Source organism: Streptomyces flavofungini, assembly GCF_030388665.1.
Classification (GTDB): Bacteria; Actinomycetota; Actinomycetes; order Streptomycetales; family Streptomycetaceae; genus Streptomyces; species Streptomyces flavofungini_A.
Genome location: NZ_CP128846.1, coordinates 1,110,156 through 1,126,389, shown reverse-complemented (window position 1 = coordinate 1,126,389; position 16,234 = coordinate 1,110,156). Strand labels below are relative to the sequence as shown.

General features: G+C 73.9%; 1 protein-coding gene. It reads left to right on the top strand.

Annotated elements, in window-relative coordinates:
* The first annotated feature begins 67 nt into the window (after positions 1 to 67).
* Complete coding sequence (locus tag QUY26_RS04775) at positions 68 to 16,156, top strand: type I polyketide synthase (RefSeq protein ID WP_436840267.1); 16,089 nt, start codon at positions 68 to 70, stop codon at positions 16,154 to 16,156.
* The last annotated feature ends 78 nt before the right edge of the window (positions 16,157 to 16,234 follow it).

Below are 16,234 nucleotides of genomic sequence, written 5' to 3'. Positions count from 1 at the left end.
GCAATCGACCGCACGACCAGCGCCACCAGCGCGGCCTTCATCAACACCACGAGGAGCTGACGACCAGATGTCGAACGAGGAGAAGCTTCGGGATTACCTCAAGCGGACGACATCCGACTTGCGTCAAGCTCGTCGCCGTCTGCGCGAGGTGGAGGAGCGGGACCAGGAGCCCATCGCCATCGTCGCGATGAGCTGCCGCTACCCCGGCGGCGTCCGCACCCCGGAGGAGCTGTGGCAGCTCGTCTCCGAGGGCACCGACGCCCTGACACCGTTCCCCACCGACCGCGGCTGGGACGCGGACGCGCTGCACGACCCGGACGGCGGCGACACGCCCTACGCCCGCGTGGGCGGGTTCCTGCACGACGCCGACCGGTTCGACGCCCCGTTCTTCGGCATCTCGCCCCGCGAGGCACTGGCCACCGACCCGCAGCAGCGGCTGCTCCTGGAGACCTCCTGGGAGCTGTTCGAGCGCGCCGGGATCGACCCGGCCTCGCTGCGCGGCAGCCACACCGGCGTCTTCGCCGGTGTCATGTACCACGACTACGCATCACGGCTGCACTCCGTGCCGGAGGACGTCGAGGGCTACCTCGGCACCGGCGCGTCCAGCAGCATCGTGTCCGGCCGCGTCGCCTACACCTTCGGCCTCGAAGGCCCCGCGGTGACCGTCGACACGGCCTGCTCGTCGTCCCTGGTCGCCCTGCACCTGGCCATCCAGGCGCTGCGCCAGGGCGAGTGCTCCCTCGCCCTCGCGGGCGGTGTCACCGTGATGTTCACGCCCGGTACGTTCGTCGACTTCAGCAAGCAGCGCGGCCTCGCCTCCGACGGCCGCTGCAAGCCGTACGCCGACGCGGCGGACGGCACCGGCTGGGGCGAGGGCGCGGGCCTGCTGCTGCTGGAGCGTCTGTCCGACGCCCGCCGCAACGGCCACCAGGTCCTCGCCGTCGTGCGTGGCTCCGCCGTGAACCAGGACGGCGCGTCCAACGGCCTGACCGCCCCCAACGGCCCGTCCCAGCAGCGCGTCATCCTCCAGGCCCTCGCCAACGCCCACCTGGCCCCCGAGCAGATCGACGCCGTCGAGGGCCACGGCACCGGCACGACCCTCGGCGACCCCATCGAGGCCCAGGCCCTCATCGCCACCTACGGCCAGGACCGCCCCGCCGACCGGCCCCTGTGGCTGGGCTCCGTGAAGTCCAACCTCGGCCACACGCAGGCCGCCGCCGGCGTCGCGGGCATCATGAAGATGGTCATGGCGATGCGGGCGGGCGTCCTGCCCCGGACCCTGCACGTCGACGAGCCGAGCACCCACGTCGACTGGTCCGCCGGTGCCGTGGAACTCCTGACCGAGGCCCGCGCGTGGTCGGAGCGCGAGGACGGCGTGCCGCGCCGCGCCGGCGTCTCGTCCTTCGGCGTGAGCGGTACGAACGCCCACGTCATCGTGGAGCAGGCCCCGGTGGAGGAGCCCGCCGAAACCCCCGAGAGCCCCGCCGCACCCGCCCCGGCGACCGCCCTGCCGTGGCTCGTGTCCGCCCGCACCGCCGAGGCACTGGGCGCTCAGGCCGCGAAGCTGCGCGAGCACGTGGCCGACCGCCCCGGACTCGACCCCGTCGACGTCGGCTGGACCCTCCTGTCGGCCCGCGCCCTCCACGAGCACCGCGCGGTCGTGTTCGGCCAGGACAAGGAGCAGTTCCTCACCGGCCTCGACGCCTTGGCGGCCGACGGCCCCACCGTCGTCTCGGGCGCGGTCGTCGAGGGCCGTCTCGGCGTCGTGTTCACCGGGCAGGGCAGTCAGCGGGTCGGCATGGGGCGCGAGTTGTACGAGGCGTTCCCCGCCTTCGCTACGGCGCTGGACGAGGTGTGCGCGCACCTGGATCCGCTCCTGGACCGGCCGTTGAAGGACGTCATGTTCGGCGCCGACGCCGAACTCCTCGAACAGACCGGGTACACCCAGCCCGCGTTGTTCGCCGTCGAGGTCGCCCTGTACCGCCTCGCTGAGTCCTTCGGGGTGCGGCCGGAGATCGTCGGTGGTCACTCGATCGGTGAGCTGACGGCCGCGTATGTGGCCGGACTCTGGTCGCTGGAGGACGCGGCTCAACTCGTCGCCGCGCGTGGTCGGTTGATGCAGTCGCTGCCGGAGGGTGGGGGCATGCTGGCGGTGCAGGCCGCCGAGGCGGACGTGTTGCCGCTGCTTGAGGGAGTGTCCGACCAGGTCGGTCTGGCGGCCGTGAACGGGCCGTCGCAGGTGGTGCTCTCCGGTGACCTCAAGGTCCTGGAGGGCCTGGAGGAGAAGCTGCGTGGTGAGGGCCGCAAGGTCCGTCGGCTGAAGGTCTCCCACGCTTTCCACTCGCCGCTCATGGATCCGATCCTGGAGGAGTTCCGCGCCGTCGCGCAGGGCCTCGCCTACCAGGACCCGAAGCTGCCCGTCGTCTCCAATGTCACGGGCGAACTGGCGGAGCCCGCCCAGCTCAAGGACCCCGACTACTGGGTCCGCCACATCCGCGAGGCCGTCCGCTTCCACGACGGACTCACCACCCTCACCGCCTTCGAGGCGTCCACGCTCCTCGAACTCGGCCCGGACGCGGTGCTCACGGCGATGGCCCACGACACCCTCACCGACCCGGCCGCCCAGGCCGGTCTCGTCGCCGCAGCCCGCAAGGACCGCCCCGGACCCGACACCTTCCTCACCGCCCTCGCGCACCTCCACGTCCGCGGCATCACGGTCGACTGGACGCCGCTGTACGCCCCCGTGGAGTCCCGCGCCCGCGTCGACCTGCCCACGTACGCCTTCCAGCACCAGAGCTACTGGCTGCACGCCCCGGCCCTCACCGGCGACGTCACCTCGGCCGGACTCACCGACGCCGACCACCCGCTGCTCGGCGCGGCCGTCCAGGTCGCCGGGAGCGACGCCCGGCTCTTCACCAGCCTGCTCTCGGTCGACGCGCACCCCTGGCTCGCCGACCACGTCGTCGCCGACCGGACGCTCCTGCCAGGCACGGCCTTCGTCGAACTGGCCGTGCGCGCCGGTGACGAGGTCGGCTGCGACCTGCTCGAAGAGCTCATCCTCGAAGCCCCGCTCGTGCTGCCCGACGACGGCACCGGCGTCCAGCTCCAACTGTGGGTCGAGGAACCCGACACCACCGGGCGACGCCCCTTCACCCTGCACTCGCGGCGCCAGAACGACGTCCCCGACGAGCCGTGGACCCGGCACGCGGCCGGTGTGCTCGCCGCCGCCGACCCCTCGGACGCCCGGCCCGCAGACGCCGACAGCGACCTCGCCCAGTGGCCCCCGACCGGCGCCGTCGCCGTGGAGACCACCGAGCTGTACGCGGGCTTCGCCGCCGCGGGCCTCGGCTACGGCCCGGCCTTCCAGGGCGTACGAGCCGCCTGGCGCCGCGGCGACGAGGTGTTCGCGGAGGTCGCCCTCGCGGACGCGCAGAGCGACGACGCGTCCGCGTACGCGCTGCACCCGGCGCTCCTCGACGCGAGCCTGCACGGCCTCGCCCTGACCGCCGTCGGCGACGACGGGACGGCGGGCGCCCGGCTGCCGTTCTCCTGGACCGGCGTGACCCTCTACGCGACCGGCGCGTCCGCGCTCCGCGTCCGCCTCACGCCCGCCGCGTCCGGCGCCGTGGCCCTCACCCTCGCCGACGCCTCCGGCGCCACCGTCGCCACCGTCGACTCCCTCGTCCTGCGCGCACTCGCCGCCGAAGACCTCGACGCCGCGTCCGGCACCGACGACGACTCGCTGTTCCGCGTGGACTGGACCGTGGTGTCCGCACCCGCGCCCGCCACGAGCGGCCCGTACGCCGTCATCGGCACCGACGGACTGGGACTGCGCGCCGCGCTCGCCGCCACCGGCGCGACAGTCACCGCGTACGCCGACGTGGCCGCCCTGGCGGCCGCCGTGCGCGACGGGGCGACGCTGCCCGAGTCCGTCTTCGTCACCCGCGTCACCGACACGCACGACGGCAACACCACCGGATCCGTGCGCGCCTCCCTGTACGGCACGTTGGACGTCGTGGGGGAGTGGCTGGCGTTCGAGGAAGGCGCCGACGCGCGCCTCGTCGTCGTGACCTCCGGCGCCGTGGGCGTCGGCTCCGGCGACGTGGTGACGGCCACGGGCGTCGTCGACGCGCCGCTGTGGGGCCTCGTGCGGTCCGCCCAGTCGGAGAACCCGGGCCGACTGGCCCTGGTCGACATCGACGGCGGTGAACAGGCCGTGGCGCTCCTTCCGGGGGTGCTGGGTCTGGACGAGCCGCAGGTGGCGGTGCGCGGGGACGTGGTGTGGGTGCCGCGGCTCGCGCGCGCCGTCGGCGGCGCCCTCGACGTTCCCGCCGGTGAGTCCTGGCAGTTGGGCGTCACGGGCCGGGGCACTCTGGAGAACCTGGCGCTGCTGCCCGTCGCCGACGACGCCGACGAGTCCGGTGGCAGGACACTCGCGGAGGGCGAAGTGCGCGTCTCCGTACGCGCCGCCGGCGTGAACTTCCGCGACGCCCTCATCGCACTCGGCATCTACCCCGGCGACGCCCAGATGGGCACCGAAGGCGCGGGCGTCGTCGTCGAGGTCGGGCCCGGCGTGACGGACCTGGCCGTCGGCGACCGCGTCCTCGGCCTCATCGACGGCGGCTTCGGCCCGCTGGCCGTCGCCGACGCGCGCATGCTCGCGCCGATGCCGCAGGGCTGGACCTTCGCGCAGGCCGCCGCCGTGCCGACGGTGTTCCTCACCGCTTACTACGCGCTGCGTGATCTCGCCGGGCTCGAAGCGGGGGAGTCGGTCCTCGTGCACGCGGCCGCCGGTGGTGTGGGCATGGCCGCGGTGCAGCTCGCCCGGCACTTCGGCGCCGAGGTCTACGGAACGGCGAGCACCGGCAAGTGGGACGTGCTCCGCCGGTCCGGCATCGAGGACGCACGGATCGCCTCCTCCCGGACCCTCGACTTCGAGGCGTCCGTCCTCGCGGCGAGCGACGGACAGGGCGTGGATGTCGTCCTGAACTCCCTGGCGCGGGAGTTCGTGGACGCGTCGCTGCGGTTGCTGCCGCGTGGCGGCCGGTTCGTGGAGATGGGCAAGACCGACCTCCGCGACCCCCAGGCCGTGGCCGCCGCCCACCCGGGCGTGGAGTACCGGAACTTCGACCTCGCCGAACTGTCCCCGGACCGCGTCCGGGAGATGTTGGCGGAGGTTCTGGCGCTGTTCGAGCGGGGTGTGTTGTCGCCGTTGCCGGTGCGGGCGTGGGATGTGCGGCGGGCGCCGGAGGCGTTCCGTTATCTGTCCCAGGCGCGGCATGTGGGCAAGGTCGTGCTGACGCTGCCGCCTGTGTTCGACGTGCGGGGCACGGTGTTGGTGACTGGTGCGCTGGGTGGTCTGGGTCGTGTGGTGGCTCGGCATCTGGCGGAGCGGCATGGTGTGCGGGATCTGTTGTTGGTGTCGCGTCGGGGTGAGGATGCTCCGGGTGCGGGTGAGGTGCGTGCGGAGCTGGAGGAGTTGGGTGCGTCGGTCACCATCGCGGCGTGTGATGTCGCGGACCGTGCGGCGCTTGAGACGCTTCTTGAGTCCGTCCGTGATGGCCTGGGTGCGGTCGTGCATGTGGCGGGTGTGGTGGACGACGGTGTGCTCACCTCTTTGACGCCGGAGCGGTTGGACTCGGTGTTGCGTCCGAAGGTGGACGCGGCGGTCAATCTGCATGAGCTGACGGCGGGCTTGGACTTGTCGGCGTTCGTGCTGTTCTCGTCGGCTGCGGGTGTGCTGGGCAGTGCGGGTCAGGCCAACTATGCGGCTGCGAACGCGTTCCTGGACGCGCTGGCGCAGCACCGTCGTGCTCAGGGTCTGCCCGCGACGTCGCTTGCGTGGGGGTTGTGGGCGGATCAGGGTGGTATGGCGGGTGCGTTGGCGGAGGAGGACATCGACCGGATGAACCGGGCCGGTGTCGCCGCCCTGTCGGCCGAGGAAGGCCTGGCTCTCCTGGATGCCTCCCTCGCGCAGCCCGACGGCGCCCTAGTCCCCATGAAGCTGCACCTCGACACCCTGCGTCAGCAGTTCGGCGCGGACGTGCCCCCGCTGTTCCGGGGCCTCATCCGCGGCGGCAGCCGTACCCGCCGCGTGGTCGAGTCCGGACCCGCGGCGGCCGGGACGTCGCTCGCCGACCAGCTGGCCGCACTGGCCCCCGAGAACCGCGAGCGCGCCCTGATCGACCTCGTCCGCGCCCAGGTGGCCGCCGTGCTCGGCTACGCCTCCGGCGACGACGTGGCGCCCACCAAGGCGTTCAAGGAGCTCGGCTTCGACTCGCTGACCTCCGTCGAACTCCGCAACCGCCTCAACGCGGCCACCGAGCTGCGGCTGCCCGCCAGCCTCGTCTTCGACTACCCGACGCCCAAGATCCTCGCCCAGTACCTCGGCACCGAGATCCTCGGCGACCTCGCGGACGCCCCGGGCACCACCGGTGGCCGCAGCGCGCAGGTGGCCGTCGCGGCCCAGGACGAGCCCATCGCCATCGTCGCGATGAGCTGCCGCTTCCCCGGCGGCGTCCACACCCCCGAGGACCTGTGGCGGCTGCTCACCGACGGCGAGGAGGCCATTACCGAGTTCCCGGAGGGCCGCGGCTGGGACACGGCGTCCCTCTACGACCCCGACCCCGAGCGCGTCGGCACCAGCTACGCCCGCGAGGGCGGCTTCCTGCACGACGCGGGCGAGTTCGACGCCGCGTTCTTCGGCATCTCGCCCCGCGAGGCCCTGGCCATGGACCCGCAGCAGCGGCTCCTCCTGGAGACTTCCTGGGAGGCCATCGAGCGCGCCGGAATCGACCCGGCCACGCTGCACGGCAGCCCCACGGGCGTCTTCGCCGGACTCATCTACCACGAGTACGGCTCCCAGCTCGCGAGCGTCCCCGAGGACCTCGGCGGCTACCTCGGCACCGGCAGCTCCGGCGCCATCGCCTCGGGCCGCATCTCGTACTCCTTCGGCCTCGAAGGCCCCGCCGTCACCGTCGACACCGCCTGCTCGTCCTCTCTGGTCGCCCTGCACCTGGCCGCGCAGGCCCTGCGGCAGGGCGAGTGCTCCCTCGCGCTCGCGGGCGGTGTGACGGTCATGCCCACGGCGGGCACCTTCCTGGAATTCAGCCGCCAGCGCGGCCTGGCCCCCGACGGCCGCTGCAAGCCGTTCGCGGCCGCCGCCGACGGCACCAGCTGGGGTGAGGGCGTCGGCATGCTCGTCCTTGAGCGCCTGTCCGACGCCCGGCGCAACGGCCACCAGGTCCTCGCTGTCGTCCGTGGCTCGGCCATCAACCAGGACGGTGCCAGCAACGGCCTGACCGCCCCCAACGGCCCCTCCCAGCAGCGCGTCATCACCCAGGCCCTCGCCAACGCCCGCCTCACGACCACGGACGTCGACGCCGTCGAGGCCCACGGCACCGGCACGCCCCTCGGCGACCCCATCGAGGCCCAGGCCCTCATCGCCACCTACGGCAAGGACCGCCCGGCCGACCGGCCGCTGCTCCTCGGCTCCGTGAAGTCCAACATCGGCCACACGCAGGCCGCCGCCGGTGTCGCCGGTGTCATCAAGATGGTCATGGCGATGCGCCACGGCGTCCTGCCGCGCACGCTGAACATGGACGCCCCGACCCCCGAGGTCGACTGGTCGGCGGGCACCGTGGAACTCCTCGGCGAGACCCGCGCCTGGCCCGAGCGGGACGGCGGTGCGCCGCGCCGCGCGGGCGTGTCGTCGTTCGGCGTCAGCGGGACGAACGCGCACGTCATCCTGGAGCAGGGCCCGACGGCCGAGGAGCCGGAGGCCGACGCGAGCGTTGACGCGCCGGCGCCGGTGGTCGCGGGCGTCGTACCGCTGGCGCTCTCGGCGAAGACCGAGGGCGCGCTCCGCGACCAGGCCGCCCGCCTGCGGGAACACCTCCTGGCCCACGGCGACCTCGAACTCGGTGATGTCGCCTGGTCGTTGGCGGTCGCGCGGTCGCGGTTCGACCAGCGTGGCGTCGTCCTCGGCCGCGACCGCGACGAACTCCTCGCCGGGCTCGACGCGCTGGCCCAGGACGACGCGGGCGCGCAGAACGTGGTCACGGGACGCGCGCAGGGCGGCACGGTCCGTCCGGTGTTCGTGTTCCCGGGTCAGGGCTCGCAGTGGGCGGGCATGGCCCGTGAACTCCTCGACTCCAGCCCGGTGTTCGCCGAGCGGATGCGGGAGTGCGCCGACGCCCTTGCGGAGTTCGTCGAATGGGATCTCTTCGACGAGCTGAGCGGGGACAACTTCGATCAGGTGGACGTGGTCCAGCCGGTCCTGTTCGCCGTGATGGTGTCCCTGGCCGCGACCTGGCAGGCGGCGGGTGTGCAGCCCGCCGCCGTCGTCGGGCACAGTCAGGGCGAGATCGCCGCGGCTTGTGTCGCGGGCGTGCTCAGCCTGCGGGATGCCGCCCGTGTGGTGGCGCTGCGCAGCCTGGCCATCCGGGAGCTGTCGGGCAAGGGCGGGATGGTGTCCGTGCCGCTGCCCGAGGCCGAGGTGCGTGAGCTGATCACCGCGTGGGGCGACCGCATCTCGGTCGCGGCCGTGAACGGCCCCGCGCAGGTGGTGGTCTCCGGTGAGCCGGAGGCGCTGGAGGAGCTGGTCGCCCAGTGCGTCGGCCAGGACGTCCGCGCCCGCACGATCCCCGTCGACTACGCCTCGCACTCCGCGTACGTCGAGCAGATCGAGGAGCGGATAGCCGAAGCCCTGGCCGGGCTCGCGCCGCAGGACGCCGACATTCCGCTGTACTCGACCCTCACCGGGGCCTGGCTGGATGCCAACACCCCGATGGATGCCGGGTATTGGTACCGCAACCTCCGTCAGACGGTCCTGTTCGAGCACGCCACCCGCGGCCTGCTCACCGAAGGACACGGCCTGTTCCTGGAGATGAGCCCCCACCCGGTCCTCACCGTCCCCGTCCAGGCCACCATCGAGGCCGCAGGACGCGAGGGCGCGGTCGTGGCCCTCGGTTCCCTGCGCCGCGACGAGGGCGGCGCCGACCGTCTCGCGGCCTCCCTCGCCGAAGCCCACGCGCACGGCGCGGAGCTGGACTGGCAGGCGCTCTTCCCGGGCGCCCGCACCACCGTGGACCTGCCCACCTACGCCTTCCAGCGCCAGCACTACTGGCTCCTCTCGGCGGAGCAGGAGGCGGACGCCGAGCCCGCCCCGGCCGTGGACGAGGTGGAGGCGCGGTTCTGGGAGGCCGTGGAGCGCGAGGACCTGGAGGGGCTCGCGGCGGAGCTGGAGGTCGCGGATGGTTCCGCCGCCGAGCTGGGCGCGGTCCTGCCGGTCCTGTCGTCGTGGCGGCGGCAGCGGCGTGAGCGGTCGACTGTGGACGGGTGGCGCTATCGCGTCATGTGGAAGCCCTTGGCGGGTGGCGTTCTGCCCGGTCCGGTGCTGACGGGCCGGTGGCTGGTCGTCGTACCGGAGGAGGCTGCCGGGCACCTGTGGACCGCGGGTGTCACCGAGGCGCTGGCGGCCGCCGGTGCGGAGGTCGCCGAAGTCCGCGTGAACGCAGCTGAGTTGACGCGTGAGGCACTGGCCGCACGGCTGCGCGAGCAGATCGTCGGCACCCCCGACGCCCCGGCCGGGGCCGAGCCCGTCGGCGTGGTGTCGCTGCTGGCCCTCGCCGAGGAACCCCACCCCGAGCACCCCGTGCTGCCCGCCGGACTCGCGGGCACCGTCGCGCTCGTCCAGGCCCTGGGCGACACCGGGACGGACGCCAAGCTGTGGGTGATCTCCAGCGGCGCCGTCTCCACCGGCCGCAACGACCGGGTGGAAAGCCCCGCCCAGGCACAGACCTGGGGCCTCGGCCGCGTCGTGGCCCTGGAACACCCCGAGCGCTGGGGCGGCCTCGTCGACCTGCCGGCCGTCCCCGAAAGCCGCACCGCGGCCCGGCTCGCCGGGATCCTCGCGGGCGTCGGCGACGAGGACCAGCTCGCCGTGCGCGGCTCCGGAGTCTTCGTACGCCGCCTCGTCCGCGCCGAACCCGCCGCGTCCGCGAAGGCCGCGCCCGCGAAGGGCGACGCCACCGCGAACGACAGCGCCACCCCGTCCCCGTGGGCGCCGCGCGGCACCGTCCTCATCACCGGCGGCACCGGCGCCCTCGGCCCCCACATGGCGCGCTGGCTCGCCCGCGAGGGAGCCGAGCACCTCGTCCTGACCAGCCGCCGCGGCCCGGACGCGCCCGGCGCCGCCGAACTCCGCGCCGAACTGGAGGAGCTGGGCGTCCAGGTGACCATCGCGGCCTGCGACGTCGCCGACCGCGACGCCGTCGCCGCCCTGCTCGACGGGCTCGCCTCCGACGGGCACACGCTGCGCGCCGTCGTCCACGCGGCCGCGCTCATCGAGCTCGCGCCGATCGCCACCACCACGCTCGACGAGTTCGCCGAGATCGTCGCCGCGAAGGTCGCGGGCGCCGTCGTCCTCGACGAGCTCCTGGACGGCACGGACCTCGACGCGTTCGTGCTGTTCTCGTCCATCGCGGGTGTCTGGGGCAGCGGCGACCACGCCGCGTACGCCGCCGCCAACGCGCACCTCGACGCTCTCGCCGAGCACCGCAGGGCGCGCGGCCTGACCGCGACCTCCATCGCCTGGGGCGTGTGGAACGTCGTCAACCCGTACCTGAGCGGCAGCGCGCCGATCGACGTCGACCCGGAGCAACTGCGCCGCCAGGGACTGCCGTTCCTCGACCCGGACCTCGCGTTCGCGGGCATGCGGCAGACCCTCGACGACGACGAGACGTTCCTGGCACTCGCCGACGTGGACTGGGACCAGTTCGTGCCCGTGTTCACCTCGCGGCGCGCCCGTCCGCTCCTCGCCGACCTGCCCGACGCCCAGCGCGTCCTCGCCGCCCAGGGCGGGCCCGCCGTTGACGGGGCCGACGCGGACGGCGGGGACACGTCGGCCAAGGCGACCGCGCTGCGCGAGCGCCTGACCGGCCTCCCCGCACCCGAGCAGGACCGCGTCCTGGTCGACCTCGTCCTCACCCACGCGGCCGCCGTCCTCGGCTACGAGTCCGCGCAGGCACTCGACCCCGAGCGGGCCTTCCGCGAGTTCGGGTTCGACTCGCTCACCGCCGTCGACCTGCGCAACCGGCTCGGCACGGCGACCGGCCTGAAGCTGCCCACCACGGTCGTCTTCGACCACCCCAACGGCACCGCCCTGGCCGCGTACCTGCGCACCCAGGTCCTCGGCGCCGACAAGGCCACCACCGCGACCCCGCTCGCACCCGTCGCCGCGGCCACCGACGAGCCCATCGCCATCGTCGCGATGAGCTGCCGCTACCCCGGCGGCATCAGCAGCCCCGAGCGCATGTGGGAGGTCCTCGAAGGGCGCGCCGACGTCGTCGGCGGCTACCCGGCCAACCGAGGCTGGGACATCGCCCACCTCTACGACCCCGACCCGGAGACCCCCGGCACCACCACGACCAGGGGCGGCGGCTTCCTGCACGACGCGGGCGCCTTCGACCCGGCCTTCTTCGGCATCTCGCCCCGCGAGGCCCTGGCCATGGACCCGCAGCAGCGCCTCCTCCTCGAAACCTCCTGGGAGGCCTTCGAGCGCGCCGGGGTCGACCCGCGCGCGGTCCGCGGCGAGGCCGCCGGAGTGTTCGTCGGCACCAACTACCAGGACTACGGCACCGGCCCCGGCCAGGTGTCCGCCGGATCCGAGGGCCACATCCTCACCGGCAGCGCGCCCAGCGTCATCTCCGGGCGCATCGCCTACACCTTCGGCCTCGAAGGCCCCGCGGTGACGGTCGACACGGCCTGCTCGTCGTCGCTCGTCGCCATGCACCTGGCAGCACAGGCGCTGCGCCAGGGCGAGTGCTCCCTCGCGCTCGCCGGAGGCGTCGCCGTCATGTCGTCACCCGGCGCGCTCATCGCCTTCAGCCAGCAGCGCGGCCTCGCCGACGACGGCCGCTGCAAGGCCTTCGCCGCCTCCGCCGACGGCATGGGCATGGCCGAGGGCGTCGGCATGGTGCTCCTGGAGCGCCTGTCCGACGCCCGGCGCAACGGCCACAAGGTCCTCGCGGTCGTCCGTGGCTCCGCGATCAACCAGGACGGCGCGAGCAACGGCCTGACCGCCCCCAACGGCCCCTCCCAGCAGCGCGTCATCCGCGCCGCCCTCGCCAACGCCCGCCTCACCCCCGCCGACGTCGACGCGGTCGAGGCCCACGGCACCGGCACCACCCTCGGTGACCCCATCGAGGCCCAGGCGCTCCTCGCCACCTACGGCCAGGAGCGCCCGGAGACCGGCGAACCCCTGTGGCTGGGCTCCATCAAGTCCAACATCGGGCACAGCCAGGCCGCGTCCGGCGTCGCGGGCGTCATGAAGATGGTCCTCGCCATGCACCACGGCGTACTTCCCCAGACGCTGCACGTCGACGAGCCGACCCCCGAGGTCGACTGGACCGAAGGCGCCGTAGAGCTCCTGACCGAGGCCCGCGCCTGGCCCGAGCGGGACGGTGGCGCGCCCCGCCGTGCCGGTGTCTCCTCCTTCGGCATGAGCGGTACGAACGCCCACGTCATCCTGGAACAGCTCCCGGCCGCCGAGCAGCCGCAGCCCGCCGGGGCCGACACCGGGGACACCGGTGACGTGCCGGAGCCGGTGCTCGCGGGCGTCGTACCGCTGGCGCTCTCGGCGAAGACCGAGGGCGCGCTCCGCGACCAGGCCGCCCGCCTGCGGGAACACCTCCTGGCCCACGGCGACCTCGAACTCGGTGATGTCGCCTGGTCGTTGGCGGTCGCGCGGTCGCGGTTCGACCAGCGGGGCGTCGTCCTCGGTCGCGACCGCGACGAACTCCTCGCCGGGCTCGACGCGCTGGCCCGGGACGACGCGAGCGCGCAGAACGTGGTCGTGGGCCGCGCGCAGGGCGGCACGGTCCGTCCGGTGTTCGTGTTCCCGGGGCAGGGCTCGCAGTGGGCTGGGATGGCCCGTGAACTCCTCGACTCCAGTCCGGTGTTCGCGGAGCGCATGCGGGAGTGTGGCGAGGCGCTCTCCGAGTTCGTCGAGTGGAACCTGCTCGACGAGCTGAGCGGGGACAACTTCGATCAGGTGGATGTGGTCCAGCCGGTCCTGTTCGCCGTGATGGTGTCGCTGGCGGCGACGTGGCAGGCGGCGGGTGTGCAGCCCGCCGCCGTCGTCGGGCACAGCCAGGGTGAGATCGCCGCGGCGTGCGTCGCGGGTGCCCTCAGCCTGCGTGATGCCGCCCGTGTGGTGGCGCTGCGCAGCCTGGCGATTCGGGAGCTGTCGGGCAAGGGCGGGATGGTGTCCGTGCCGCTGCCCGAGCAGGAAGTGCGCGAGCTGATCGGGTCCTGGGATGGCCGGATCGAGCTGGCCGCCGTGAACGGCCCCGCCCAGGTCGTGGTCTCCGGTGAGGCGGAGGCGCTGGAGGAGCTGGTCGCCCAGTGCGTCGGGCAGGACATCCGCGCCCGCACGATCCCGGTGGACTACGCCTCGCATTCCTCCTATGTGGAGCAGATCGAGGCGCAGATAGCCAAGGCCCTGACGGATGTGTCTCCGCAGGCTGCTGAGGTTCCGCTGTTCTCGACCCTCACGGGGGAGTGGCTGGATGCCAACACCCCGATGGATGCCGGGTATTGGTACCGCAACCTGCGCCAGACGGTCCTGTTCGAGCACGCCACTCGTGGCCTGCTGGCTGAGGGGCACGGTCTGTTCGTGGAGATGAGCCCGCACCCGGTCCTGACCGTCCCGGTGCAGGCGACGATCGACGCGACCGACAGCCCCGCTGTCACGCTCGGTTCTCTGCGCCGTGACGAGGGCGGCGCCGACCGCCTCGCCACCTCCCTCGCCGAAGCCCACGCGCACGGCGCCGAACTCGACTGGAAGGCCCTCCTCCCCGGCGCCCGCACCACCGTCGACCTGCCCACCTACCCCTTCCAGCGCGAGCACTACTGGCTGCTCGCCCCGGAGGCGGAGCAGGAGCCCGAAGGCGCGCCGTCGGCCACGGACGAGGTCGAGTCGCGGTTCTGGGACGCCGTGGAGCGCGAGGACCTGGAGCAGCTGGCCAGTGAGCTGGACGTGGCGGACGGCTCCGCCGCCGAGCTGGGCGCGGTCCTTCCCGCGCTCTCGTCCTGGCGGCGGCAGCGGCGCGAGCGGTCGACGCTCGACAGCTGGCGCTACCAGGTCGCCTGGGAGCCCCTCGCGGGCGGTCTCCCGGCGGCCGGTCCGACGGGCCGCTGGCTGGTCGTCGTACCGGAGGAGCCTGAGGGGGCGGAGGCGGCGCACGCGGCGTGGACCGTCGCCGTCACCGAGGCCCTGGCACGGTCCGGAGCCCAGACGCACGAACTCCGCGTCGCAGCGGGCGAGATGACGCGCGAGGCCCTGGCCGAGCGGCTGCGCGAGCAGGCCGCCGGGACGGACGCGGACCTGTCCGGCGTGCTCAGCCTCCTCGCCCTCGACGAGGCCCCGGCCGCTGACGAGGCCGGAGTCTCCGCCGGTCTCGCCGGAACCGTCGCCCTCGTGCAGGCTCTCGGCGACGCCGGGATCGGCGCGCGGATGTGGGCCGTCACCAGCGGCGCCGTCGCCACCGGCCCCGCCGACCACGCCGCCCTGCCCGCGCAGGCGCAGGTGTGGGGGCTCGGCCGGGTCGCCGCACTCGAATGCCCCGACCGCTGGGGTGGCCTCGTCGACCTGCCGCAGGACCCCGACCAGCGGGCCGTGTCCCAGCTCGTCGGGATCCTCGCCGGCGCCGGGGACGAGGACCAGCTCGCGGTGCGGCAGGCGGGCGTGCTCGTCCGCCGGTTCGTGCGGGCGCCGATCGGCGCGGGCGCGACGCCGGAGTGGACGGCGCGCGGGACGGCGCTGGTCACCGGTGGTACGGGTGCGATCGGCGGGCATGTGGCGCGCTGGCTGGCCCGTGAGGGTGTCGAGCACCTGGTGCTCACCAGCCGTCGCGGCCCGGACGCGCCCGGCGCCGTCGAACTCCAGGCGGAACTGGAGGAGCTGGGCGCCAAGGTGACCGTCGCGGCCTGCGACGTGGCCGACCGGGACGCCGTCGCCGCGCTGCTCGGCCGCCTCGTCGAGGACGGGCACACGTTGCGCTCCGTGTTCCACGCGGCGGGCGTCGGCCAGGGCCAGCCGCTCGCGGAGACCACGGCCGCCGACATCGCGGGCGTCCTGGAGGCGAAGGTCGCGGGCGCCGCCCACCTCGACGCGCTCCTCGACACTGACGCGCTGGACGCGTTCGTGCTGTTCTCGTCCAACGCGGGCGTGTGGGGCAGCGGCAGCCAGGGCGCCTACGCCGCCGCCAACGCCCACCTCGACGCCCTCGCCGAGCGGCGCCGGGCGCGCGGTCTGACCGCCACCTCCGTGGCGTGGGGCCTGTGGGCCGGGGGCGGCATGGCCGGGGACGACGGCGAGGAGCAGTTCCGCCGCCGGGGCCTCAAGCCGATGGCGCCGGACCTCGCGGTCGCCGCGCTCGCCCAGGCCGTGGCGCGCGACGAGACGTTCGTCGCCGTCGCCGACCTGGACTGGGAGCGGTTCGCGCCCGCCTTCACCTCGGCGCGGACGAGCCCGTTCATCGGGGACCTGCCCGAGGTGCGCAGGTACGCGCGGTCGGTGGCCGCCGAACCGCAGGCCGACGCGGGCACCGGCGACGACGCGGCCGCAGGGCTCCGGCGCCGCCTCGCCCCGCTCACCGAGCCGGAGCGCGAGGTGATCCTGCTCGACATCGTGCGCACCCACGCGGCCGCCGTGCTCGGCTACACCGGAGCGGAGTCCGTCGACGCCCACCGCGCCTTCCGGGAGCTGGGCTTCGACTCCCTGACGGCCGTGGAGGTCCGCAACCGCCTCAACAAGGCCACGGGGCTCCGGCTGCCCGCCACCCTCGTGTTCGACTACCCGACGTCCGTCGTCCTGGCCCAGTACCTGCGCACGCAGCTGCTCGAGGACGACACCGCCGGGGTGGACTCCACCCTCCAGGAGCTGGACCGCCTGGAGGCGGGCCTCAGCTCCATCGCGCCCGACGACAGCGCCCGCATGCGCATCACGATGCGCCTGGAGGCACTGATGTCGAAGTGGAAGGGCGCGGACGCCGAGCCGCCGGCCGACGGCGAGGAAGTCTCCTCGCGCCTCGAGTCGGCGTCCGCCGATGAGGTCTTCGACTTCATCGACAAAGAACTCGGCATTTCCTGAATCAGTCCGACCGGGCCGGTCACACCGGCCCGGTCGGCCCGACCGGTGCGGTTTTTCTTGTGACTACGCGAACAGGTG

What these genes read in the sequence shown, in the direction of transcription:
- QUY26_RS04775 (WP_436840267.1), top strand. Translation starts at nt 68, where the DNA reads ATGTCGAACGAGGAGAAGCTTCGGGATTACCTCAAGCGGACGACATCC.